Here is a 23,318-nt window from a genome sequence, read left to right as displayed (position 1 = left end):
CATTATGGATATACTTTTAAAAAATGTAAATAAGAAAGATTTTCCGATTTTTAAATCACTCGCAAAATCTCTTGGTTTCGAAATTGTTGAAGAAGTAGAAAAACCATATAATCCCGAATTTGTAAAAGAAATTTTAGACGCTGAAAAGAGCATAAAAGACGGGAAAGGAATTAAAATAAAAACAGAAGATTTGTGGAAGTAATTTATTCTGAAAAAGCTCAAAAAGACAGAGAATATTGGAAAAAATCTGGAAATAAAGCGGTCATGAATAAGATTACAGCCTTGATTGAAGACATTTTACTTCATCCTTATGAAGGAATTGGAAAACCAGAACCTTTGAAATATCAACTTTCAGGAAAATGGTCCAGAAGGATAAATCAAGAGCACAGATTAATTTACAGAGTTACCGAAGAAGAAACAATTGAAATATTAGATATCCTTTCGATGAAAGGACATTACGAATAAAATAAATACAAATGTTAAGTATAAAAAACCTTCACGCCGCGATTGGTGATAAAGAAATCCTTAAAGGAATCAATATTGAAGTTAAAGCGGGAGAAGTTCACGCTATCATGGGACCAAACGGTTCTGGAAAAAGTACACTTTCTGCTGTTATTGCAGGAAACGAAAACTATGAAGTTACAGACGGAGAGGTAATTCTTGACGGAGAAGATCTTGCTGATCTTGCACCAGAAGAAAGAGCACATAAAGGTGTTTTCCTTTCGTTTCAGTATCCTGTAGAAATTCCTGGAGTTAGTGTAACTAACTTTATGAAAACGGCTATCAACGAAACTCGTAAAGCAAACGGTCAGGAAGAAATGCCTGCTAACGAAATGCTGAAAGTGATTCGTGAGAAATCTGAATTATTAGAAATCGACCGTAAATTTTTATCTCGTTCTCTTAACGAAGGTTTTTCTGGAGGAGAGAAAAAGAGAAATGAGATTTTCCAAATGGCAATGTTAGAGCCAAAATTGGCTATTCTTGACGAAACCGATTCTGGTCTTGATATCGATGCTTTAAGAATTGTTGCAAATGGCGTAAACAAATTAAAAAGCGACAAAAACGCTATTATCGTTATTACGCACTACCAACGTTTGTTAGATTATATCGTTCCTGATTTCGTTCACGTATTATATAATGGAAGAATCGTAAAATCTGGCGGAAAAGAATTGGCTTACGAATTAGAAGAAAAAGGATACGACTGGATCAAAGCAGAGAACTAGTTTACAGTTATAGTTTACAGTTTGCAAAACTCATAACTTATAACTCATAACTCATAACTAAGAAAATGGATTTAAAAGAAAAATTAGTATCGTCTTTTATGGCTTTTGAAGAGCGTGTAGATGTGCATTCAGATTTGCATGACATCCGTACAACGGCTATAAAAAACTTTGAAAATAAAGGTTTCCCAACCAAAAAAGAAGAAGCTTGGAAATATACATCGTTAAACGCCATCCTAAAAAATGACTTTACGGTTTTTCCAAAGCAAGAAAATGCAATTGAATTTAATCAGGTAAAAAAATACTTTTTACACGAAATTGACACCTATAAATTAGTTTTTATCGATGGTGTTTTCAGTTCGCATTTGTCTTCTACAACACATGACGGAATCGATGTTTGTTTGATGTCTTCGGCATTGACCAAACCAAAATATAAAATGGTTATTGATACCTACTTTAATCAAATTGCAAGTAAAGATGACAGTTTAACTTCATTGAATACCGCTTTTGCAATTGAAGGTGCTTTTATCAATATTCCAAAAAAGAAAGTCGCTGACAAACCAATTGAGATTATGTATTTTTCAACTGGAAATGAAGCTGCTTTAATGGTACAGCCTAGAAATTTGGTTATTGTGGGTGAAAATTCACATGTTCAAATTATTGAGCGCCATCAAAGTTTGAATGAAAATCCGGTTTTAACGAATTCTGTTACGGAGATTTTCGCTCAAAAACGTGCGATTGTTGATTATTACAAAATTCAAAACGATAACAGCGAAGCGAATTTAATCGACAATACTTACGTTTCACAACAACAGGAAAGCCATGCTTCTGTTCATACTTTCTCATTTGGAGGAAATCTTACCCGTAACAACTTAAACTTCTACCATTTCGGAGAAAGATTAACAAGTACGCTTAACGGAATTTCGATCTTAAATGACAAACAACACGTTGACCATTATACTTTGGTAAACCACGCACAGCCAAACTGCGAAAGTTTCCAAGATTATAAAGGAATATTCTCTGATCGTTCGACTGGAGTTTTCAACGGGAAAGTTTTGGTAGAAAAGGAAGCTCAAAAAACAAATGCTTTCCAAAAAAGCAACAACATTTTATTGAGTGACAAAGCAACGATCAACGCAAAACCGCAATTAGAGATTTTTGCCGACGACGTAAAATGTTCTCACGGATGTACAGTTGGACAGCTTGATGAAACAGCAATGTTCTACATGCAGTCTCGCGGAATCCCGAAAAAAGAAGCTAAAGCTTTATTGATGTACGCATTCTCAAATGCCGTTATCGAAAGCATCAAAATACCAGAATTAAAACAAAGAATCACTAAAATCATTGCCATGAAATTGGGCGTGAATTTAGGATTTGATTTGTAATAAATTCTTTTTAAAAAACTAAAAACCGATAAGCTTATAAAAAAAGTTTATCGGTTTTTTTATTCCTGCAAGGTTTCCAAAGCCTTGTTAGGTATTGCGCTAAGATTGACACCTACAAGGTTTTGGAAACCTTGCAGGAAAACTCTAAAGATTTTTCCCTTTGCGGTTAAACTTGTTTCTGATGAAAGGTTTTTAGTAAATTAAAATTGCTACTAAGAGGTGAGTAAAAAAAATTGATTGGATCTTCTTCCAAATCTTTTTTGAATTTAATCTTTCCCAACCCTATCTCTTCAATATCTTTTAAATCAATTTTTATATCATCATAATAAATACTTTTTTCATCAAATTCTATTGTCTTATATTTCTTGAACATTTGAATCATAACAAACGTAAACAAGGAAAATATCATACAGAAAACCAAAGCCGCCGTTTCAACAATTATACTATATAATAAAAACCCTAATGAACCAATAAAAATTATTTTAGCAACTAAATTGTATAAAAAACTAATTTCATGATTTAACTTGTATTTCATAATCATTTCTTCACACTATCCATAACCTCTTTCAAAAAACCATTAAAATCAAATCCCGGTTCTTCTTCTCTCACTCCCATTCTCACAATCACCATATCCAAAGACGGAATAATAGCCACCATTTGACCTTGATAACCGCTGCAATAAAACATATCACGAGGAACATCTGGAAATTTTCCTCCAGCGTTTAACCAGAACTGAGCGCCATATTTTCCTTCAGAAGTATTGGTTGGAGTTGCGGTGTATTTTACCCAACTTTCGTCTAAGATTTGTTCTCCGTTCCAGTTTCCTTTTCTTAAATATAATAATCCAAATTTTGACCAGTCACGCGGTGTTGCCCATCCGTAAGACGAACCAACAAAAGTTCCCGACATATCCTGCTCTACAATCATTGAGTTCATTCCGATTTTGTCGATTACGGCGCTATACCAGAAATCAAGATATTCTTGTTGTGTTTTGAATTGTCTTCTTAAAATCAGCGATAATAAATTGGTTGTTCCAGAAGAATAATTCCAATGCGTGTTGGGTTTAAATTGTGCTGGTTTATCCATTTGAACTTTTCCCATATCTTCAGCTTGGAAAAGCATTTTTGTAGCATCACAGATTGTGCTGTAATTTTCTTCCCATTCTAAACCAGAATTCATGTGAAGCAAATCGTTTAATGTAATATTTTTACGTTCATCATTTTTCCATTCTGCAACTGGAGCTGGTTTATAGATGTCAATTTTTCCTTGCTTTGCCAAAACTCCAAAAGCAGAACTTGTGATACTTTTTGTCATCGACCAACCTAAAATTTTACTGTCTTTGTTAAATCCAGTATCGTATTTTTCGGCAATCAATTTGTCTTTATATAAAACTACGACGGCACGCGTTCTTTTAATTCTTCCTCCCGTTTTATCGAAAGCATTATCAACCGCTTTTTTTAATTTGGAATAATCAACATTCGAAAAAGCAGTATCTTTTGGTTCGTTATTTCCGTATGGAAAAGCAAGATTATTTTCAAGTTTTGTTCTTTTTGGAAGTAAATACGGTTTCGAAATATCAAAATTATCATTAATCAAAGTCGCCCCTAATCCTTCACGGTAAATTGCTTTTCGCTCTTTCAAACCATAAACAGACGAAATGGCAAATTTCCCTGCATCATCAATTGAGTTTTTTGCCAGATCAATCATATCGATATCATTGTCTGTTTTCTGAATTAAATCCAACGGACGATTATCTATAAAATGACCTGAAGCTACACTTTTGGCCGAGAAACCAGAAATTAAATCCAGCTTCGGATAAGTTGTAAATCCGAAATACAAAAATGCAAGAACTACTGCAAGCAAAAGTACTTTGAGAAATTTTTTCATGATGATTAGTTTATTTTTAATGCAATATAAATAATTTATGTTCACGTTTTTAGAACTCAAATTATAATTCTGTTTCAGATAATTCAGAAAAGGGATTTGATTTTTACGGAATCTACATTTAGCTCTCCAATCGATGGCACCATAAAAGGAAATTATAGAATTCCTGTATAAACAAATTTAGTTTTAGTACTTTTGTAAATAGATTTTTTCTAAATAAGAATATGTTAGATATCCAAAAAATAAGAGCCGATTTTCCTATTCTTTCTCAAAAAGTTAATGGAAAACCTTTAGTATATTTCGACAACGGAGCTACTTCGCAAAAACCACAAGTTGTAATTGATGCGGAAGTAAAATATTATAACGAAATCAATGCCAACATTCACCGTGGCGTTCATACTTTGAGCCAGTTAGCGACTGATGCTTATGAGATTTCACGCGGAAAAGTGAAAGACCACATCAATGCAAAACATGCTCATGAAGTGCTTTTTACTTCGGGAACAACACACGGAATTAACTTAGTTGCCAACGGTTTTGCTTCTATTTTAAAACCAGGCGATGAAGTGGTGGTTTCTTCATTAGAACATCACAGTAACATTGTGCCTTGGCAGATGTTATGCGAAAAAACAGGTGCTGTTTTAAGAGTAATTCCGATTGATGAAAATGGTGAATTAATCATTTCAGAATTTGATGCTTTACTTTCTGAAAAAACAAAAATCGTTACCGTAAATCATATTTCGAATGCATTGGGTGTTATTAATCCAATCAAATATATTATTGATAAAGCACATGCTGTTGGTGCTGCCGTTTTAATTGACGGCGCGCAGGCAGTTCCCCATTTAAAACCAGATGTTCAGGAGTTAGATTGTGATTTTTATGCTTTTTCGGGTCATAAAATGTGCGGTCCAACTGGAACTGGAATTTTATACGGAAAAGAAGAATGGTTAAACAAACTTCCTCCATATCAGGGCGGCGGCGAAATGATCAAAGAAGTGACTTTCGAAAAAACAACTTATGCAGATCTGCCTCATAAATTTGAGGCGGGAACTCCAAACATCGCAGGCGGAATCGTTTTAGGAACTGCAATAGATTATTTAAACGAAATTGGTTTTGATAAAATTCATGAATACGAAAATGAATTATTAGAACATGCTACAAAACGTCTTAACGAAATTGAAGGCATCAGAATTTACGGAAACACAAAAAATAAAGCTTCTGTAGTTTCGTTTAATATTGATGGAATTCACCCTTATGACGTTGGTTCTATTATAGATAAATTGGGAATTGCTGTTAGAACAGGACATCATTGCGCTCAGCCAATCATGAACTTCTTCTGTATTCCGGGAACGATTCGTGCTTCGTTTTCTTTCTACAATACCAAAGAAGAAATTGATTTAATGGTCGATGCTGTGAAAAAAGCACAAACCATGTTAAGCTAAAAAATAAACTTATGCGAATACTATCATTATTACTTTTAACTGTTTTTATTGCAGGCGGATGCTGCAGTCAAAAAAAAGCAGATATGGCATCAACTCAAATTGAATATTCTGCACTTTCAAGAGGTTATCATAAAGTGATAACCGTAGAAAACAAAACAGTTTCTGTTACAAAAGAGCGTAACGGTGAAGCTGTAAAAAGCAATATTGATGACGCAAAATGGAACGAAATTGTTTCTGCTTATTCAAAAGTTAATTTAGAAGGTCTTTCTTCTTTGAAAGCTCCAACTGACAAACGTACTTATGATGGTGCCGCGATTGGCAATTTAAAAATAACAAAAGATGGAAAAACATACGAAACTCCAGGTTTCGATAATGGTTTTCCTCCAAAAGAAATCGAAAAACTAGTAAATTTATTAGTTGATTTTTCTAAAGAATAATTATGACAATAAAAGAAATTCAAAACGAAATAATAGACGAATTTTCAATGTTCGACGATTGGATGCAGCGTTATGAATACATCATCGAGCTGGGAAAAAGTCTTCCGTTAATTAAAGAAGAATACAAAACCGACGAAAATTTAATTAAAGGTTGCCAGTCTAAAGTTTGGCTGCAAGGTGAAGAAAAAGATGGAAACATAGTTTTTACTGCCGACAGTGATGCGATTTTGACAAAGGGAATTATAGCGATTTTAATTCGTGCTTTCTCCAACCAAAAAGCAAAAGACATTCTAGAAGCCGACACAGATTTTATTGATGAAATCGGTTTAAAAGAACATTTATCGGCAACAAGAGCAAACGGCTTGGTATCGATGATCAAAAACATCAAAATGTACGCTTTGGCTTTTGATGCAAAAAACAAAAATTGAAAAAATTAAACCATATAAGCCATATAAGTTCATTTAAAAGCATAACTTAAAAATTTCTTATATCACTTATATGTCCGCAACAAAAAAGTAAGTTTTATCTTTCTTTTTTATTTGTAATATTGCTAAAAAAAGTAATGATTACAAAGAAATATTTGACTGATTTAATTTATCAAGTTAATGGAGCAGCAATTGAAGTCCATAAAAGAATTAAATTTAAGAGGAATTAAATTTCAATCCGAACTGAAGATTCCTGTTGAATATAAAGGTTTGGAACTAGAATCAGATTTAAGATGTGATTTGTTTATAGAAAACTGTTTGGTTTTAGAATTGAAAGCGGTGGACCAAATTATTCCAATACATATTGCAAAATTAATGTCTTATATGAAACTTTTAGAGTCTCCAATAGGATTAATGATAAATTTCAATGTTACAAATATTTATCATGAAGGTCAAAAAACATATGTAAACGAACGATATCGCTTACTCGAAGATTAAAAAAATAAAAATTTAACCATATAAGTGCATATAAGAAAATTTAAGATTATCCTTAAATGATCTTTGGAAAACACAAAGTAATTTAAATGAACTTATATAACTTATATGGTAAAAAAACAAAAAATAAAATGGAACAAGAAATAGACACAAACGAATTAGGAGAATCAATCGTAAGAGTTTTAAAAGGTATTTACGATCCTGAGATTCCTGTAGATATTTACGAATTAGGATTAATTTACGATGTAATGGTAAACACCGATTACGAAGTAAAAATCTTAATGACATTAACTTCGCCAAACTGCCCGGTTGCAGAAAGTTTACCAAGAGAAGTTGAAGAAAAGGTAAAAACAATTGAGAACATCAAAGATGTAGATGTTGAAATTACTTTCGATCCGCCTTGGAGCAAAGATTTAATGAGCGAAGAAGCAAAATTAGAATTAGGAATGCTTTAATAAAAAGTGTTCAGTGTTCAGTTTTTTAGTATTCAGAAATGCTGATTACTAAAAAACTGAACACTGCCTACTATAAAATCATGGAAGAAATCATCAATAAAGTTGCCAACAGCGCATTAGAAGTATTCGATTTGGAAGATTATTACCCAAAAGGATTTCGTGTGCAGATTGACATTTCGCAATGGCTTTTAGAAGGTTTTTTATTAAAAGAAAAAGACTTTAGAGAGCATCTTAAAAATCATGACTGGTCACAATATCAAGATCAATATGTAGCTGTGTATTGCAGTACAGATGCTATAATTCCGGCTTGGGCTTTAATCTTAGTAAGTGTTCATTTAGCGCCATTTGCTAAAAAAGTAGTAAACGGAAGTATTGAAGATCTTGACTCAAGTCTTTACGAAGAGATTTTAAGCAAAATCGATTATTCTGTTTACCAAAGCAAACCTGTTATTGTGAAAGGCTGTTCTAGAAAACCAGTTCCTATGAGAGCCTATATTTTAGCTACAACCTATTTGCAGCCTTTTGCTAGAAGTATTATGTACGGCGAAGCCTGTTCTGCCGTGCCTTTGTATAAAGAATCTAAGAAATAACCTGCAATAACTCGTCGTATTCCTTAACTTTCCATTGGTTTTTAGTATATTTGGTTATACACTCTAAACTAAAAACCATGAGAAAGCTAACTTTATTACTTTTCATTTTAGTAAACTTCACATTTGTACAAGCCCAAAATTCAGAAAAAGAGTTAATTAAAAACACTGAAAAAGCAGTAAAAAAAATTAACGATACTATAGAAGGAGAAGGCTGGAAAACAAAAGGAATTGTCTCGCTTTTATTAAATCAGTCCAGCTTCAATAACTGGATTGCTGGAGGTGAAGACAGCTTTTCTGGAACACTGGGAATCAATTACGATTTCAATTACAAAAAAGATGACATCACTTGGGACAACAAACTTTTAGCCTCTTACGGTTTACTGCAAACCAAAAATGCTGATTTTGAAAAGAAGACAGATGACAGACTCGAATTCAATTCTATAGTTGGAAAAAGAGCCTTTGGAGAATGGTACTATTCTTATTTCCTAAATTTCAGAACGCAATTTACAACTGGTTATATTTACGGCCAAGATGAAAATGGTAAAGAAATTAGAACCGAAAACACCAAATTCATGTCGCCAGGTTATCTAACCACAGGTCCCGGTATTTATTGGACGAAAGATGACAATTTAAAACTCAACTTTGCTCCATTGACCTCAAAATTCACTTTTGTAGATAATGCTTACACCTCTGGAATTGATTATGTAGATGGTGACTATTTTGGCGTAGATGCCAATAAAAGTATGCGTTATGAACTAGGTTTCTATGCTTCTGTATATTACAAACTCGCCATTATGACCAACGTTACTGCAGAAAACACTTTAAATCTTTATTCAAATTATCTTGAAGATCCTCAAAATGTCGACATCGACTACTCGTTAAATATTGTTATGAAAGTAAATAAATTTCTATCGGCAAATTTATCGTTTCAAGCCATTTATGATGATAATGCCTTTCAAGGTTTCCAAACCAGAGAAGTATTTGGTTTAGGAATTAATTTCGGATTTTAATTTGTTTTTTTAACGCAAAGGGCGCAAAGTTTTTTATAAAGACTATACTTAAAATACAAAGTTCGCAAAGCTTTATCTAGATTTAGCTTTGCGAAGGAACAATAAAAATAAAAGGCTTTAGCCCAAACTTTGTAGTTTGGCTAAAGCCTTTTCCTATTTAACTAAAAACCTCCAGATAAATCTGGAGGCAATTAATTTTTATATTATAATTACATAAATTCACAATATGCAAAATTGGAATTTGGAATTTTCTAATTTGGAATTTGATCTAAAATCTTATTCTTCTTCCTTTTCTACAGCATCCTTATAATCTGGATACAAAAATTTATTGTAAGGAAAACGTGTTATATGAATCTGGCGAACCGCTTCATAAACTACTTCTCTAAACTCTTCAAAGTTTTCTTTGTTTCTGGCCGAAATAAACAATGCATTATTTTCTCCAACATTACTCATCCAAGTTTGTTTCCATTCGTCAAGCGCCCAATGTTTTCTGGTTCTTTCCGTAATTAAATCATCTTCATCAATAGTAAGATGTTTATAAGCATCGATTTTATTAAAAACCATAATGGTTGGTTTATCGTTGCTCTTTATTTCCTGCAAAGTTTTGTTGACAGATTCAATATGATCTTCAAAATCGGGATGTGAAATATCTACCACATGCAAAAGCAAATCTGCTTCGCGAACCTCATCTAGCGTACTTTTAAAGGAATCAACCAATTGTGTCGGCAATTTTCTAATAAATCCAACCGTATCTGAAAGCAAAAAAGGAAGATTTTTAATTACTACTTTTCGAACTGTTGTATCTAAAGTTGCAAACAATTTGTTCTCTACAAAAACATCACTTTTTCCGATGGCGTTCATCAAAGTCGATTTTCCAACATTCGTATACCCAACCAAAGCCACACGAACCATAGCACCACGGTTGCTTCGTTGAATACTCATTTGCTTATCGATTGTTTTGATTTTATCTTTCAACAACGAAATTCTGTCGCGTACAATACGTCTATCGGTCTCAATCTCTGTTTCTCCAGGTCCACGCATACCAATACCCCCTTTTTGGCGTTCAAGGTGCGTCCATAAACCAGAAAGCCTTGGTAGTAAATATTGACATTGTGCCAATTCTACCTGCGTTCTTGCATAAGAAGTTTCTGCTCGTTGCGCAAAAATATCTAGAATCAAGTTAGTTCTATCTAGAATTTTGCAGTCAATAATTCTTGAGATGTTTTTTTGCTGTGATGGCGTTAACTCATCATCAAAAATTACAGTCGATATTTTGTTTTCTACTACAAACAGATTGATTTCGTCAATTTTCCCCGTTCCAACAAAAGTCTTCGGATTAGGGCGTTCCATTTTCTGCGAAAAGCGTTTAATAACTTCACCGCCAGCGGTAAAAGTTAGAAACTCCAATTCGTCTAAATATTCATTTAGTTTTTCTTCACTTTGATTCTGAGTAACAATACCAACGATTACTGTTCTCTCAAAATTTATAACTTCTTTTTCTAACATAGTCTTGAATAAGTTGCAAATTTAATCATTTGTCTGCTACAATCAATTATACAATTTTGTTTTTGCATTTATATCTAAATTCGATTGAAAATAAACTGCAAAAAAAATGGAACCTGTTGAGATAAACCCAACAAAGCTCCACTTTTAAATTGAATGGTCTAAGTTTAAAACCTTTATTCGTAAATAAACGTTTTTTCCGTTTTTACAATTCCGTTTTCTTCTATTTGAGAACAAGAAATTGGATAATTTAATTTGTTGTATTTGTACTTTCTGCTCACCGCAACCAATGCTGTTGATGATGGACTGAAATTCATTTCGTTATTATAAGAAATAGATTCAAACTCAAATTCCTCTTCGTGATAAGAAATCATAGGTACGATTACTTTGTAGTTATCACCAAAAAGGTTCTGAACGATTAATTGGTCAACCGATTTTTTATCATCATAAGTATATGTTTTAGAGATTTTATCTCCAACCAAACCTTTATGTCTCGACACATTATCGTTAACATATACATATTCTAGTTTTCCAATAATGGCTTTGTTTCTATCACGTGAAGTACGTCTTACAATAATTCCGTTTTCCACAAGATATTCGATATCGTCTACCAGATTCTGATGATTAGTACTCTTTTTTGTAGTTACTTTTACCCTTGCGCCTTCATATACAAACGAAACTGTTTTGGTAATATAATTTGGACCTTCCTGATATTTTTTTACAAATTTGGTAATATTGTTATCAGGATTGTAAGTATAGTTGATTACTTCTTTCCAGTCACTTCCAACTTTATCTTTTACGGTCATGTCTAGCAACCCGTTTTTGTTGTAGTAGAAATGCTGTACAACGTCTGAAGTCGTTATTGTTTGGACTTTACCATCTTTAAAAACCATTGTTTTATTAACAATTTCACCATCTTTAGAGTTTTGGTAATTTGTTTTTACAATATTAATCTGCTTTAGTTTAACTATGTCTTGACTGTGCATCAAGAAAGGAGACACCATCAGTAAGATGGCAACAAAGTAGGTTCTCATATTTGTTTTTGTATTGATTTGGGATGACCAAAATACAAAAATCAATTAGATTTTAACAATTTAAAACTTAAAAAAAACTAAACTGTTTTGTTAAGCATTTTTAAACTGCGTTAATTTTAAATTTTAATTGCAGTAAACCGCATTAAATGAAGCATCTATATAAATCTTAAAGAACAATAGCAATGGCAAGTATAATTATGGCAACTAAAATTGCTAATGCAATTTTTAGGTTGCTGTACGGTCGTTCCCCTACTAATTTGCCACTTCTTCCATTGACATAAAAGCAATATAGTTTATTGTTATATGTATAGGTAATTACATATACAGGCAGTAGAATATGCGTAAATTTAATATTACTCGATACTGTTTTTAAATTATTAATACGCTGGTTGTCTCCTCCAATCTTTCTGCAAATTTCAGTTTTTATTGTGCTATTAATAGTGTTTTGTACATTTTGAAAACCTTCATTTAATTTAACTTTATACTTTTCAGTTACAAAACCTGCTAAATATTTATCGTTCATTTTAACTAAGGCTCCCATATCCCAAGGAAATAATTGTTTTAAGGAGCTTTTATCAATATTTCCCGAGGCAGGAGTTAAAATATCTTCAAAAGCAACAGAAATTGAGCCCGAGACATCACTCCATTCTGTTTCTAAAATTGGAATTTTATTTCTCCCTACCTTAACTGTCGAAGTATAATTTTTTCCTCTTTCTCCTATGTATTCAGAAAAAGTTTGCAAATCAAATGTCCAATATGGAATATAAATACCTTTTAATCCTCTAGGAGAAAGTGCCGTTTTCTTTAAATTATCTGGTGCCCACCATAGGCCATCAATCCATTTTGAAAGTATATTATAAACTTGCGGAGTGTCTAAATTAAAGGGAACAATATAATTAGGTTTTATAAATCTTTCATCTCGAATATCATTTTCCAACAAAGCGGTACCGCAATACGGGCAAAATAAAGATTTTAAATTTTCTGCTACCGATGAAATAGAACCACAGCTTTTACACTGAATTATTTTTTCTGTCTCAAAATCTTCAGATTCAGATTTTTTGAGATATTCATAAAAATCCAGTTTCTCAATAATTGTATTTTCTGTCTGTATTTCATTTTTTGTACCGCAATATTCACATATTAGTGTATTTGTTCCTGGCTTATATTTTAGTTCCGCACCACAATTAGTACATTTTGAAGTGCTTAATTGTACTTCGTTTATTTCTGCTTCGTTCATTACAGGCATCAATTATTTGGTAATGGCGGTGGACTTTGTTCAAAAATGTTTTTTAAATCTTCAACCTCAACAGCTTTCTTCCAATCAGACAATCCTTGACACCAAACCAAAGTTTCTTGAACAAACTGTCCCGTTTTTTCCATTTCTTTAATTTGATTTTTGGTAAAAGGACCAGATTGTTGATTATTGATTGCTACATAATAATTTGATTCGGCAGGAATTGGAGGCGGTGTGTTTTGAGATTGCTGTTGAACATGGGTTTGGTTCATCATGCCACTCATTGCTAATGCCACTCCCATACCAACACCAGCACCTGCCACTCCAGATTGATTATTTGCGGCAGCTTCAATTGCTTTTGCCGTTTTATACTGTGTAAGTTTTGATAAATCTATAGTATTTAATCGGCTTAACTCAAATATCTCTTTTTTGATTTCATCTGGCATTGACACATTTTCGAGCAAAAATTTAGTTACCTCCATGCCATAAGCTTCAAAATCGTCTTTCATATAACTAAAAATAGCCATTGAAAGCTCATTTAAATTTGAAGCATAACTTTCTACAGGAAGATTAGCTTCTCCTATAGCATCTGTAAAACGTGTTACGATAGCACTTTTTAATTGTTCTTGTATCTGTTCTGTTGTAAACTGGCCATTAGTACCTACAACTTCATTTATAAATTTTCCTGAATCGATAATTTTAAAAGTATAGGTTCCGAAAGCACGAAGTTCTAACATTCCAAAACGATTATCGTTTAGTGTTACAGCATTTTTTGTCCCCCACTTCTGATCCAAAAAATTTCTTGTATTGACAAAATAAACTTCAGCTTTAAAAGGACTGTTAAAACCATATTTCCATCCTTTTAAAGTAGTCAAAACAGGTAGGTTTTGAGTATTTAAAGTGTATGTACCTGCATTAAAAATATCTGCAATTACTCCTTCACTAATAAAAACCGCCTGTTGCCCTTCGCGAACAACTAGCTTTGCTTCATTTTTTATTTCGTTTTGATACCTCTCAAATCTGGCTACAATTGTATCATTACTATTGTCTATAAATTCAATAATATCAATGAATTCATTTTTAATCTTTTCAAATAATCCCATATTTTCATTTTTTTTATCTCAAAATTTTAAGCTCTGTTTCTCCTTCTGGGATGTATAAAAAGTATTTTCTGTATTTTGCTCTTACAGATTCTTCATCCTTATATTTACCCCATAAAGCTGATTTCCCTCTCATAATTTTTTCTAAACTTTTGAGTTCTAAGCATACTAGTTTGCCATTGCCATAATACTTCACAACATAATTTTCTAAAGGTTCAAGTTTAAAAGTTGTATCTGTAAAAGGCATTAAATAAGCTTCCAAATTTTCTTCCAATTCTGTTTTATTATTAAACTCACTTTGGCAAGTTTCTTTTTCTTTCAAATCCAAATACGAAAAGTAATCATCTACTCTTTTCTCATCAATAATCATCCACTGATTTTTATAGAACTTAAAAATTTTTTCTTCTAACATATCTATGTCCCATTTACTTAAATCACGAGCTTTTTCCAAACTATGAAACTCATAAGGTACAGTAGCATTAAAAGTAAAACTTGTCTCATAGTACTTCTTTCCTGAACCTACAAATTTTGTTCTTTCATAACCATCAGCATTTTTATATGTGCTAAGAGGTGTTAAATAAGATATTATTTCTTTACCTTTTAAATCTCGTTTTCTATTGTCAGATTCTGTTATTTCAATTTTCATGTTAGTTTCATCTGTAAATGTTGAAAAATCAAAATCTTTGTTCTTCCCCGCAGAATACATTCTTACAGTAACTTTTTGAATTCCACTTTTAAAAATATATCGATTAATATTGAGTGTTCTACCATCTACTAGTTCCGTAAAATTTTTATTAATAGGAATATCATTTACCAATATTTCTGAATAACATATATTTTGTTCATAATGTAAATAATACATTGGCTCATATGTATATCTTTTTGTATTATTCATCATTGTTTCAATATAATTTTTGCTCGTTAAATTGCTCATTTTATTATTTTGAGAACAAGCTGTAAAACATGATAAAAACCCAAAAATTATAATTTTTAATATTTTCATTTCTAATGTAATAATATCTATAAAATGAAGCTTTAGCCCCTTTTTCATAATCATTTCCTACGCTTATTATTGATTATCTACCTTAAAATTTTAAGCTCTGTGTCTCCTTCTGGTATGTATAAATAATATTTTAAAAAATCTGCCATTCTATCTTTATCATATTTTGCCCATAAGGCAGATTCTCCTTTTAAATTTTTATCCTCACTTTTGAGTTCTAAGCATACTATTTTACCATCAGCATACAATTTGAGTGTATAGTTTTCTAATGGTTGAAGATTATAATCTTCAATGGTAAAAGCTTCCAAATAGGAATCTAAAGTCTCTTGTAATTCTGTTTTATTGTAGAATAAGCTCTGGCTAATTTGTTTCTCTTTTAATTCTAAATAAGAAAAATAATCATCTTCTCTTTTTTCATTGATTATCTTCCATTGGTTTTTATAGAAGTTAACCACTTTTTCTTCTAATACTTCTTTTTTCCATTGGCTTAAATCACGGGCCTTATCCAAATTATTAAATTCGTATGGTACAATAGCATTAAATGTAAAAATTGCTTCATAATAGTCTTTTCCAGTAGCTATAAACCTTGTTTTTTCATATCCGTCAGCTTCATACGTAGCTAATGGCGTTATGTAAGTGGCAATTTCCTTCCCTTTCAAATCCCTTTTTTTATTATCTGCTTCTGTAATATCAATTTTCATTTCAGTATTATTAACCAAAGTCGGAAGATCCAAAATGCCAATTTTACCTACTGGGTATAATCTTATAGTTACTTTTTGAATGCCACTCTTAAAAATAAAATGATTAATATCGAGTGTTAAGCCTTGGGAATTTTTTTCAAAATTTTTATGTACTGGAATATCGTTTACCAAAATCTCTGAAAAACACGAATTTTGTACAAATGTTAAAAAATACATGGGTTCATAGTCATAACGCTTAGTACTATTAATCATAGTTTCAATATAATTTTTGCTCGTTAAATTGCTCATTTTATTGTTCTGAGAACAAGCTGAAAAGCATGCCACAAATACAAAAATTATAATTTTTAATATTTTCATTTCTAATGTAATAATATCTATAAAATGAAGCCTTAATCCCTTTTTCATAATCATTTCCTACGCTCATTATTGATTATCTATCTTAAAATTTTAAGCTCTGTTTCTCCTTCTGGTATGTATAAATAATACTTTAAAAAATCTGCTGTTTTATTTTCATCAAATTTTGCCCATAAAGCAGATTTACCCCTCATTTTAGGTTCCAAACTTGTCAATTCCAAGCAAACCAATTTTCCATCACCATAGAATTTAAGTTCATAATCCTCTAATGCCTGAAGATTGTAATCTTTAATAGTGAATGCTTCTTGATAAGATTCTAAAATATCTTGTAATTCGCTTTTATTATTAAACATACTTTGGCAAGATTCTTTTTCTTTCAATTCTAAATACGAAAAATAATCATCTTCTCTTTTTTCGTTGATTATATTCCATTGGTTTTTATAAAAGTTAACAACTTTTTCTTCTAATATTTCTTTTTTCCATTGGCTTAAATCACGGGCCTTATCCAAATTATTAAATTCGTATGGTACTGTAGCATTAAATGTAAAACTTGCCTCATAATAGTCTTTCCCAGAACCTTCAAACTTGGTTCTTTCATAGCCATCAGCATTTATATAAGTAACAAGCGGAGTAATGTAAGTAGTTATATCTTTCCCTTTTAAATCTCTTTTGGTATTATCTGATTCTTCTATTGCTATTTTCATATCAGTATCATCTGTGAATGTTGAAAATTCAAAATCTTTATTTTTACCAATAGAATATAATCGGAATGTTACTTTTTGTATACCACTTTTAAAAATATAACGATTAATTGATATTGTTCCTCCATCAACTATTTCTTTAAAATTTTTATTAACTGGAATATCATTTACCAATATTTCTGAATAACAAACATTTTGCTCATAGGTTAAATAATACATTGGTTCGTAAGAGTAACGCTTGGTATTATTCAAAATTATTTCGATATAATTTTTACTCGTTAAATTGCTCATTTTTTTTGTATTTGTGTTATTACTTTCCTTACATGATAAGAATATTAAAAGAGATGTTAAAATTAAGACCGCATTTTTCATAGGTTTTTATTTTTGTGATTTAGTGTTAAAAAGGTAGATAGTATTCAAAATAATCGTATGACCTTCCAAAACAGTAAAATCTATTGGCTTTCCTTCATTTGATGAATATTCTACAACTTCTCTATCTTTAACTTGCAAATTTCCGTTTGCACTGAAAGTACCTTTTAGCCCTGAAAACTTAAGTTTTTGTTCCATAAATAAGCCTTTTCCATTTTTTTTGTCATATCCGAAGGTGGTTATAAGAATAGCTTCACATGCCATTTGCAACATAATTTTGCCATTTACCTTTGTTTCTATCGGAGAAAATTTAAAAAACTCTTTATAATATCCAGTCTCAAATGAAACACTACCTGATATTTTTCTACTATAGGCAGTTGTATTGTTCTCTATCAATTCGCTAAACTTATCTTTTAAGCTGTATTGCTCGGTTAATATGTTGTATTGAATATTTTGTTCTAATTCTATTTCACCCCTCATCGTCAAAGTAATAATCAAGCTTTTTACTCCCATTTTATCGGCTATTTGATTTATTTTTTCATTTATTACGATCAAAATTCCATTATTACTATCCGAAAACATTTTTTTTAAATCATACTTTCTCTCAAAATTTATTGCTACTAAAGGATCTGCTTTTATGTTTGCTTCAACAATTAATGCCATTCTTTTGTCTGCGAGAATTTTGTAATACATCCCAGCGTTTATAGCAATAGATGAAGGCACTAATTCTGCTCCTGCATCGTCTAGATATTTTGTTATTTTTTTTACCTTTTCAGCAATTTTACCTAGCTTGCCTACTAAGTTTCTCCCTCTAGTGAGATAAATCATAAGCAAATCAACAACTATCCCAAGAGCAACCATTTCATAAATTACAAAAGCGACAATATATCTTGTTGTTGAGTCTGTTTTTATGAAATCTTCTTCCTCGCCTTGCAAACTCAACAATTCTTCTCTTTTCTCAATTTTGCGATCATATATTGCATGCAACCCTACATCGTAAATCATAGAATTTTTTTGTATGTAAGGCAGCAGCACTTCTCTTAAAATCCAGCCTGTGGGGAAAAAACCCATTATTTTGCCTATTATAGAATTTGATAATTCTGTAATTTCTTCTTTTATACCATTTTTTAGTTCGAAAGATTTATTATGGAAAAAATATGGCGTTTTAGATTCTACACCTTTTGTTGTATGTGTATAGTTATATTGAAAATGTGCTATCCAGACCACATCAGGATATGCATTTATAGTAAAAGTAGGGTGATCTGTAATGGAGTAATAAGCGCAGGAATGTAAATAATAGTGGTATTTACTTCTATACTTCTCTCCAAAAGAAAATACGTCTTTTATTTTTGGCACATCTGGAAGCAATGAATTAAGTTTAACTTTTATTTCGTTGGTTTTATTTTCTATTAAATCGTGAGGATCTAACTTTACATAACTTTGATAAGATTCCAATTTATTTAAATGCTCTTTTGTTTTGTGGCATCCTTTTCTGCTAAGACCTTCAATAAAAATTGTAGCCTCTACTGGTTTATTATAACTTGGAACAACCACATCATGCACAAGAGTTTGCGCATCATTTTCAAAAAGTTTAAACTTTAAGGTCGTTCTTCTATTTTCCTGATGTTGTTCTTCAGATATATTTTCTCCTTTATATATTAACTTTGTTTTTCCGTACCCTTTTGCAGTAATTAATTTAGCATCTACGCCTTTAGATATTAAGTACTTTACTACAGAATCTGCTCTTTTGCTTGACAGTTCTAAATTGTATTCATCTGTTCCTCTAATATCAGTGTGAGCACCTATTTCTACAGGTAATAAAGGCGGTTCAATTAAATATTTTGCTACCTCATCAAGTATTGGTTTTGCATCTTTACGAATTTCCCATTTGTCATAATCGTAATGAATTTTGTCGAGAGTTTCAAAATTATCATTTGGATTTGTGCGTCGAATAAACTTACCTTCATCAAAAATCAGATCATCTTCTAAATAATTTATTCTAATTTTGGTAAACTTACAGCTTCCAGGATTTTTTTTAAATGGCTCGTTCTGACCAACTTTTGATTTACTGGTTCCTGTTTCTACTTTTGGCAAAATTAATTGCGTTTTGTTTTTGATACGCAGATAACGCGCATGATAGATTTGGTTTTTATTATCTACAATATATTGATCGGTAGATGGATTTTTGACTTTAATATAAAAATCTTCTATTTCTTTTTTATTTTTTATTTTCCAGCTTATCGTGTCTCTTAATATGATGTTTATTTCTCCATTTATTACGGGAGTTTGCTTATATACAATTATTAGTTCATCATCATCAATACCTTTACCTCCTCTTACCCGACGGTAAACCTCGACAATTAGATTACAATACCCATTTAACCCTTCTGTTTCTAACCTGAGATAGATTGGGTTTCCGTAGCAAAAATTGTGTGACTTCCTTACATCCTCGCCTTTCGTTTCTGTAGACCATGCGCTAGAGATAATTTTAGGTTCACACCATCCATTAATAACCATACCGGCGGCTTTAGAATATTCGATAGGCAAACTTGCTTCAACATAATAGGCAAAAGGACCACATAACTTTTTAGGAAGTTTTATTCCGTAAGTGTCCGATGCCTTTTTATTCATTTTCAGAATAGTCTGTCTCGGATTATAATGCTGAAGACGCCATAATATTTCCTTATTTTTTTCCTCAGCCGTAGTTCCATTATGCCAATCTGCAATTTTAAAATACACAAATTGATTTGCTTCTATTACCGTTAACGCATTTGATTTAGAAGGTCTACTTACTATTTTTCCTTCACCGCTCCATTCAATTTTTTTTATTCCTTTCATGACTAACAATGTTCTATTCCATTACAATCCAATTCTGGTTTTCCTATTTCGCCTAAGTTTAATAACGGGTTGATTCTGTTCTGTATATCTGGATTTGCTTCCTGAAAGTTTTGTGCGATCGGCTCTGCAATTTGACCGTGATTAACAATTTCAATACTTTCTGGCGTTCCCATAAGGCAAGTGGCTTTACTGTCTTCTAATAATATTTTTCCGCCATTGCTCAAGGTTATCTTTTCATAAAATTTTTTCCACTCCGTAATTTGAATTATACACGGCAAAAAATCGGCGCCAATAGGCTGTTTTGTACATTTCCCAAAAGTATTTTGCTGAAATGTTTGTCCAATATCTTTGGTAGAAGCATACAACTTTTTCTTGCCCGCTTTATCATTCCCAAAATGTTTCGATTGTGATTTTACTAATAAAATATCCGTATTAGGCTGTACACTCAAAATACACCTGCAAACCGCTCCTTGAACTACTTTATGTTTCTCACTCATACTTATTTTATTTTTTAAAAAAGAATTTAAAAATGCCGTAAACAGCAATAGCTATTATTATAACAACTATTACAGTTAGCCATCTTGTTTCACGTTCCATTTTTTCTTTCTTTCTATCTGTTGGTACATATAATTTAACTCGAGAATTAATGGCTAATTTGACTTCCTCCTTACTGTCGGATAATTCAATTGTAATTTTTTGCGGTACATTAAGTTTCATTTCACATTCCAGAAAAAGACTATCAATGATGTTTGTGTTGGGATCTAAAAAATAAAAAGCTTCAAAATTTCCTTCCATTTTTTCAGATCCTTCTTCTAAATCTGTATTAGGAAAATCTAAATTATTTTCAAAATCATCCTTACTTCTATCATCAAAAAGAACTCCTGTTTGCGTTACATTTACCAAATTATATTTATCTACCGCTGGGAGAATAGATTGCTTGACATCAAAGACTACTTCACCAATTCTTTGTGAGACTGGAAATTGGATTTTATTTTGAATCGTTAAATCTTCTTTATATTCAATATGTATTCCTGGAAAAAAAGATCGCAAAAACCAATCTTTAGAAAAAGATTGTGCTATAGCATCATCATCAGCTATATTTTTTTCAAACACTTTTAACCGTTCCTCAACAGCTTCTCCTTCAAATTCTTTAAGGACTTCTGTTTTAGTTTCTGGCCAGCGTTTTCTAATTTGATTAAAATTATGTATTACTGTGTAGCTTCCGTTAGAATCAACAACAACTTGGAGCGGATAAAAAACCTTAGCAGTCATTTCTGCTAATTTATCTGCCATTGTTTTTTCTATTTCTTCATCAACATACAATGATTTTCTATCTATCTCAAAAAAGAAATATTGATTTTGATCAGTAGATAACCATTTTATAGTGAATTCTTCTTTTAAAGAATACTTTATATCGCCATTGCTAATAGTATATTTTGCTAAATACTTTTTATTTAGTAATTGAGGTTGAAACGGTAATTTATAGTCTTTACTAGAAAAATGTATGGGCTCGCGTTGGGCTTCTTTAGCCTGCTTTTCTTCTTGAGATTGTAGAATTATATATTTAAGATGTCTTGGAAAATCTTTACGTATAGAATCTTCCTCTGGACAATATCTATTATGATAGCTTCGTAATTCTGATACTTCAATACCCAACTTCTTTGAAACACTTTCTAGAGTATCTCCTGAAAGTATTTCATAAGTCAGATAGTTATTATAAGAAAATGTATTTAAGTAAAGCATATCTTATATTTTATTAAATCAAATATAAGAATTATTTTACAACATAACATCTTTTTACTTTTCTCCAAATATTTTAACATCATCTACCATAAAAGCGCCATTTAATGTTTTGTCTTTTCCAGATCCGATGTATTTAAATGCAATATGTATGTTTCCAGAATAAGCAGAAAGATCGATTCCGCCAGAACTGATAAACTCGCGAGAAGGCGTTGCAAGTGTTGGCACTTTTGCTTCTAATTTTGTCCATTTTGCTTTGGTGACACTTGCCCCGTCAAAATTGGTTGAAACATATACTTCCAAAGTATTTAAAGGCGAGTCTATTTTTAAGTCATGTTGTGCACTTCTAAACGAAAGAACAGCATTTTTATATCCTGTCAGATTAATTTTAGGAGAAACAAGCCATGCAATATTCTCGGCTGCAGTTGTGCTTGTGGTGTTAAATTCTGCATATCCATTTCCAGAATACACCATGCTTTTCCACAATTTTGTCGCTTTCTCTACAATATTGCTCCAGCCTGGAAGCGAAAAATTCACATTGTTTTTAACCGATTGAAAATCTTCTGAAAAAAATGGCGTATTTCTTTTTCCGTTCATCACGATATCACTTTCATAGCGAACCATAAACTGATAATCTGAACTAAATTTGGTTAAAATCCCTCGCACTTTTCCGCTTCCTTCTGGCACAGAATGATCTGCAAATTTCGCATAAGAGCTAGTTCTAAAAATAACCTGATTTCCTGTTTTATCTCTTAAATACCAATTAGTCGAACCTCCAATATTATTCGATTCTTCAAAATAATGACGCCCCAATGCTGCTTCGGTAAACTCAACATCATTTAATTCAATCAAAGTATTGAGTTTAGAATCTGAAAGTGCTTCTTCTATAGAAAGTGATTTTACCAATTCATTTTCGTCGATATTGGTGCACGAAGCGTTTAAAACATTTTTGTATTCGTTTTGAGAAATTCTTCCAATTGTTGGATCTCCGGCATTGCTCACATACAAACTCCCAATTCTCAAACCGCCGTAATACAAATCTGTAAATTGATTTTTAAGTTTTACAAACACTTTATTTCCTATACGATAATCGATATAAGTATTGGTTGCATCAATAGGAACACTAAAACCTATTGCAGGGTCTTTTTGGGTTGCTTTTGTCTGTAATGAGATTGTTTTAAAAAAATTCCCCCCTTCATCGCTAGAAACGACATAAGCTTCTATTACATCATCGTACAAATACTGCTTCGCTGTCGTTCCCGAAAGTTCATAAACTTTTTCTACCGTTTTATTGACCTCTAGATTGGGCTGATTGCAAGCTAATTGCGGAACTTCCACTTCTTGACTGCAGCTGTATAATAATGATAATGCAAAAAATAAAATTAGTTTTTTCATAAGAATAAG

24 protein-coding genes are annotated in these 23,318 nt (G+C 31.7%); 11 read left to right on the top strand and 13 right to left on the bottom strand.

The genetic code is table 11. The features are described 5' to 3' along the window. Positions 1 to 4 precede the first annotated feature (4 nt). The 4 genes from AC3E9W_RS03325 to sufD all read left to right on the top strand — a co-directional run bounded on the left by AC3E9W_RS03325 (position 5) and on the right by sufD (position 2,605). On the top strand, positions 5 to 202 hold the full coding sequence (locus AC3E9W_RS03325; RefSeq protein WP_306154498.1) for a DUF2683 family protein: 198 nt from the start codon (positions 5 to 7) through the stop codon (positions 200 to 202). Further along, entirely contained in the window at positions 193 to 465 is a 273-nt protein-coding gene (locus tag AC3E9W_RS03320) for a Txe/YoeB family addiction module toxin (protein WP_306154496.1), read from the top strand. The genes AC3E9W_RS03325 and AC3E9W_RS03320 overlap by 10 nt, the downstream gene beginning before the upstream one ends. An 11-nt stretch (positions 466 to 476) precedes the next feature. Continuing rightward, positions 477 to 1,223, top strand: a complete 747-nt coding sequence (gene sufC / locus AC3E9W_RS03315) for a Fe-S cluster assembly ATPase SufC (RefSeq protein WP_008466070.1) — start codon at positions 477 to 479, stop codon at positions 1,221 to 1,223. A gap of 65 nt (positions 1,224 to 1,288) precedes the next feature. Continuing rightward, a complete protein-coding gene (gene sufD, locus AC3E9W_RS03310) occupies positions 1,289 to 2,605 on the top strand; it encodes a Fe-S cluster assembly protein SufD (protein ID WP_306154493.1) in 1,317 nt (438 codons plus the stop codon). 166 nt (positions 2,606 to 2,771) lie between these two features. Here the strand turns inward: sufD and AC3E9W_RS03305 are convergent, their stop codons facing one another. Next, complete coding sequence (locus AC3E9W_RS03305; RefSeq protein WP_488766863.1) at positions 2,772 to 3,140, bottom strand: hypothetical protein; 369 nt, start codon at positions 3,138 to 3,140, stop codon at positions 2,772 to 2,774. Between the two features lie 2 nt (positions 3,141 to 3,142). Beyond that, entirely contained in the window at positions 3,143 to 4,492 is a 1,350-nt protein-coding gene (locus AC3E9W_RS03300) for a serine hydrolase domain-containing protein (RefSeq protein WP_488766862.1), read from the bottom strand. Between the two features lie 221 nt (positions 4,493 to 4,713). On the opposite strand from AC3E9W_RS03300, the gene AC3E9W_RS03295 reads away from it, so the two are divergent. From AC3E9W_RS03295 to AC3E9W_RS03265, 7 genes are all read left to right on the top strand, one after another. Continuing rightward, entirely contained in the window at positions 4,714 to 5,928 is a 1,215-nt protein-coding gene (locus AC3E9W_RS03295; RefSeq protein WP_488766860.1) for an aminotransferase class V-fold PLP-dependent enzyme, read from the top strand. Between the two features lie 11 nt (positions 5,929 to 5,939). Continuing rightward, positions 5,940 to 6,365: a hypothetical protein gene (locus tag AC3E9W_RS03290; RefSeq protein ID WP_488766858.1), complete on the top strand. Its 426-nt coding sequence runs from the start codon at positions 5,940 to 5,942 to the stop codon at positions 6,363 to 6,365. Positions 6,366 to 6,367: 2 nt separating this feature from the next. After that, positions 6,368 to 6,793 (top strand): SufE family protein, encoded by a 426-nt coding sequence (locus AC3E9W_RS03285; protein WP_306154483.1) that lies wholly within the window; start codon positions 6,368 to 6,370, stop codon positions 6,791 to 6,793. Positions 6,794 to 6,970: 177 nt separating this feature from the next. Then, the gene (locus AC3E9W_RS03280; protein WP_488766855.1) at positions 6,971 to 7,288 is read left to right on the top strand and encodes a GxxExxY protein; all 318 of its coding nucleotides are present in this window, start codon (positions 6,971 to 6,973) and stop codon (positions 7,286 to 7,288) included. A 128-nt stretch (positions 7,289 to 7,416) separates the two neighbouring features. Then, positions 7,417 to 7,740, top strand: coding sequence for an SUF system Fe-S cluster assembly protein (locus tag AC3E9W_RS03275; RefSeq protein ID WP_012023258.1), 324 nt, complete (start codon positions 7,417 to 7,419; stop codon positions 7,738 to 7,740). Positions 7,741 to 7,820: 80 nt separating this feature from the next. Beyond that, complete coding sequence (locus AC3E9W_RS03270; RefSeq protein ID WP_306154477.1) at positions 7,821 to 8,330, top strand: DUF2480 family protein; 510 nt, start codon at positions 7,821 to 7,823, stop codon at positions 8,328 to 8,330. Between the two features lie 77 nt (positions 8,331 to 8,407). Next, the gene (locus AC3E9W_RS03265; protein ID WP_306154476.1) at positions 8,408 to 9,340 is read left to right on the top strand and encodes a DUF3078 domain-containing protein; all 933 of its coding nucleotides are present in this window, start codon (positions 8,408 to 8,410) and stop codon (positions 9,338 to 9,340) included. 276 nt (positions 9,341 to 9,616) lie between these two features. Here AC3E9W_RS03265 and hflX read toward each other — a convergent pair whose 3' ends face one another. The 11 genes from hflX to AC3E9W_RS03210 form a co-directional block, all read right to left on the bottom strand. Then, positions 9,617 to 10,846 carry a GTPase HflX gene (gene hflX, locus AC3E9W_RS03260; RefSeq protein WP_488766853.1) on the bottom strand — a complete coding sequence of 410 codons (1,230 nt, stop codon included), beginning with the start codon at positions 10,844 to 10,846 and terminating at the stop codon, positions 9,617 to 9,619. Positions 10,847 to 11,019: 173 nt separating this feature from the next. Continuing rightward, positions 11,020 to 11,877: a hypothetical protein gene (locus AC3E9W_RS03255; RefSeq protein WP_306154473.1), complete on the bottom strand. Its 858-nt coding sequence runs from the start codon at positions 11,875 to 11,877 to the stop codon at positions 11,020 to 11,022. Positions 11,878 to 12,043: 166 nt separating this feature from the next. Next, entirely contained in the window at positions 12,044 to 13,114 is a 1,071-nt protein-coding gene (locus tag AC3E9W_RS03250) for a TFIIB-type zinc ribbon-containing protein (RefSeq protein ID WP_488766851.1), read from the bottom strand. Positions 13,115 to 13,122: 8 nt separating this feature from the next. Continuing rightward, on the bottom strand, positions 13,123 to 14,214 hold the full coding sequence (locus tag AC3E9W_RS03245) for an SPFH domain-containing protein (RefSeq protein ID WP_488766850.1): 1,092 nt from the start codon (positions 14,212 to 14,214) through the stop codon (positions 13,123 to 13,125). 13 nt (positions 14,215 to 14,227) lie between these two features. After that, positions 14,228 to 15,268: a hypothetical protein gene (locus AC3E9W_RS03240; protein ID WP_488766849.1), complete on the bottom strand. Its 1,041-nt coding sequence runs from the start codon at positions 15,266 to 15,268 to the stop codon at positions 14,228 to 14,230. A 23-nt stretch (positions 15,269 to 15,291) separates the two neighbouring features. Continuing rightward, on the bottom strand, positions 15,292 to 16,317 hold the full coding sequence (locus tag AC3E9W_RS03235; protein WP_488766848.1) for a hypothetical protein: 1,026 nt from the start codon (positions 16,315 to 16,317) through the stop codon (positions 15,292 to 15,294). Between the two features lie 29 nt (positions 16,318 to 16,346). Next, entirely contained in the window at positions 16,347 to 17,339 is a 993-nt protein-coding gene (locus AC3E9W_RS03230) for a hypothetical protein (RefSeq protein ID WP_488766847.1), read from the bottom strand. A gap of 6 nt (positions 17,340 to 17,345) precedes the next feature. Further along, positions 17,346 to 20,174, bottom strand: a complete 2,829-nt coding sequence (locus AC3E9W_RS03225; protein ID WP_488766845.1) for an OmpA family protein — start codon at positions 20,172 to 20,174, stop codon at positions 17,346 to 17,348. A gap of 2 nt (positions 20,175 to 20,176) precedes the next feature. Beyond that, positions 20,177 to 20,671, bottom strand: coding sequence for a DUF4280 domain-containing protein (locus tag AC3E9W_RS03220; RefSeq protein WP_488766843.1), 495 nt, complete (start codon positions 20,669 to 20,671; stop codon positions 20,177 to 20,179). A gap of 7 nt (positions 20,672 to 20,678) precedes the next feature. Next, entirely contained in the window at positions 20,679 to 21,917 is a 1,239-nt protein-coding gene (locus tag AC3E9W_RS03215; protein ID WP_488766841.1) for a hypothetical protein, read from the bottom strand. Positions 21,918 to 21,971: 54 nt separating this feature from the next. After that, complete coding sequence (locus AC3E9W_RS03210) at positions 21,972 to 23,309, bottom strand: DUF5689 domain-containing protein (protein WP_488766839.1); 1,338 nt, start codon at positions 23,307 to 23,309, stop codon at positions 21,972 to 21,974. Positions 23,310 to 23,318: the final 9 nt, after the last annotated feature.

It is taken from the genome of Flavobacterium sp. 38, from assembly GCF_057799715.1.
Note: the sequence above shows the minus strand (reverse complement) of the source record. Positions and strands in the feature narration are given on the sequence as shown.

Coding starts and splice junctions, on each gene's coding strand:
- AC3E9W_RS03325 (WP_306154498.1), top strand. CDS start 5: ATGGATATACTTTTAAAAAATGTAAATAAGAAAGATTTTCCGATTTTT.
- sufC (WP_008466070.1), top strand. CDS start 477: ATGTTAAGTATAAAAAACCTTCACGCCGCGATTGGTGATAAAGAAATC.
- sufD (WP_306154493.1), top strand. CDS start 1,289: ATGGATTTAAAAGAAAAATTAGTATCGTCTTTTATGGCTTTTGAAGAG.
- AC3E9W_RS03305 (WP_488766863.1), bottom strand. CDS start 3,140: ATGAAATACAAGTTAAATCATGAAATTAGTTTTTTATACAATTTAGTT.
- AC3E9W_RS03300 (WP_488766862.1), bottom strand. CDS start 4,492: ATGAAAAAATTTCTCAAAGTACTTTTGCTTGCAGTAGTTCTTGCATTT.
- AC3E9W_RS03295 (WP_488766860.1), top strand. CDS start 4,714: ATGTTAGATATCCAAAAAATAAGAGCCGATTTTCCTATTCTTTCTCAA.
- AC3E9W_RS03290 (WP_488766858.1), top strand. CDS start 5,940: ATGCGAATACTATCATTATTACTTTTAACTGTTTTTATTGCAGGCGGA.
- AC3E9W_RS03285 (WP_306154483.1), top strand. CDS start 6,368: ATGACAATAAAAGAAATTCAAAACGAAATAATAGACGAATTTTCAATG.
- AC3E9W_RS03280 (WP_488766855.1), top strand. CDS start 6,971: ATGGAGCAGCAATTGAAGTCCATAAAAGAATTAAATTTAAGAGGAATT.
- AC3E9W_RS03275 (WP_012023258.1), top strand. CDS start 7,417: ATGGAACAAGAAATAGACACAAACGAATTAGGAGAATCAATCGTAAGA.
- AC3E9W_RS03270 (WP_306154477.1), top strand. CDS start 7,821: ATGGAAGAAATCATCAATAAAGTTGCCAACAGCGCATTAGAAGTATTC.
- AC3E9W_RS03265 (WP_306154476.1), top strand. CDS start 8,408: ATGAGAAAGCTAACTTTATTACTTTTCATTTTAGTAAACTTCACATTT.
- hflX (WP_488766853.1), bottom strand. CDS start 10,846: ATGTTAGAAAAAGAAGTTATAAATTTTGAGAGAACAGTAATCGTTGGT.
- AC3E9W_RS03255 (WP_306154473.1), bottom strand. CDS start 11,877: ATGAGAACCTACTTTGTTGCCATCTTACTGATGGTGTCTCCTTTCTTG.
- AC3E9W_RS03250 (WP_488766851.1), bottom strand. CDS start 13,114: ATGAACGAAGCAGAAATAAACGAAGTACAATTAAGCACTTCAAAATGT.
- AC3E9W_RS03245 (WP_488766850.1), bottom strand. CDS start 14,214: ATGGGATTATTTGAAAAGATTAAAAATGAATTCATTGATATTATTGAA.
- AC3E9W_RS03240 (WP_488766849.1), bottom strand. CDS start 15,268: ATGATTATGAAAAAGGGGCTAAAGCTTCATTTTATAGATATTATTACA.
- AC3E9W_RS03235 (WP_488766848.1), bottom strand. CDS start 16,317: ATGAAAAAGGGATTAAGGCTTCATTTTATAGATATTATTACATTAGAA.
- AC3E9W_RS03230 (WP_488766847.1), bottom strand. CDS start 17,339: ATGAAAAATGCGGTCTTAATTTTAACATCTCTTTTAATATTCTTATCA.
- AC3E9W_RS03225 (WP_488766845.1), bottom strand. CDS start 20,174: ATGAAAGGAATAAAAAAAATTGAATGGAGCGGTGAAGGAAAAATAGTA.
- AC3E9W_RS03220 (WP_488766843.1), bottom strand. CDS start 20,671: ATGAGTGAGAAACATAAAGTAGTTCAAGGAGCGGTTTGCAGGTGTATT.
- AC3E9W_RS03215 (WP_488766841.1), bottom strand. CDS start 21,917: ATGCTTTACTTAAATACATTTTCTTATAATAACTATCTGACTTATGAA.
- AC3E9W_RS03210 (WP_488766839.1), bottom strand. CDS start 23,309: ATGAAAAAACTAATTTTATTTTTTGCATTATCATTATTATACAGCTGC.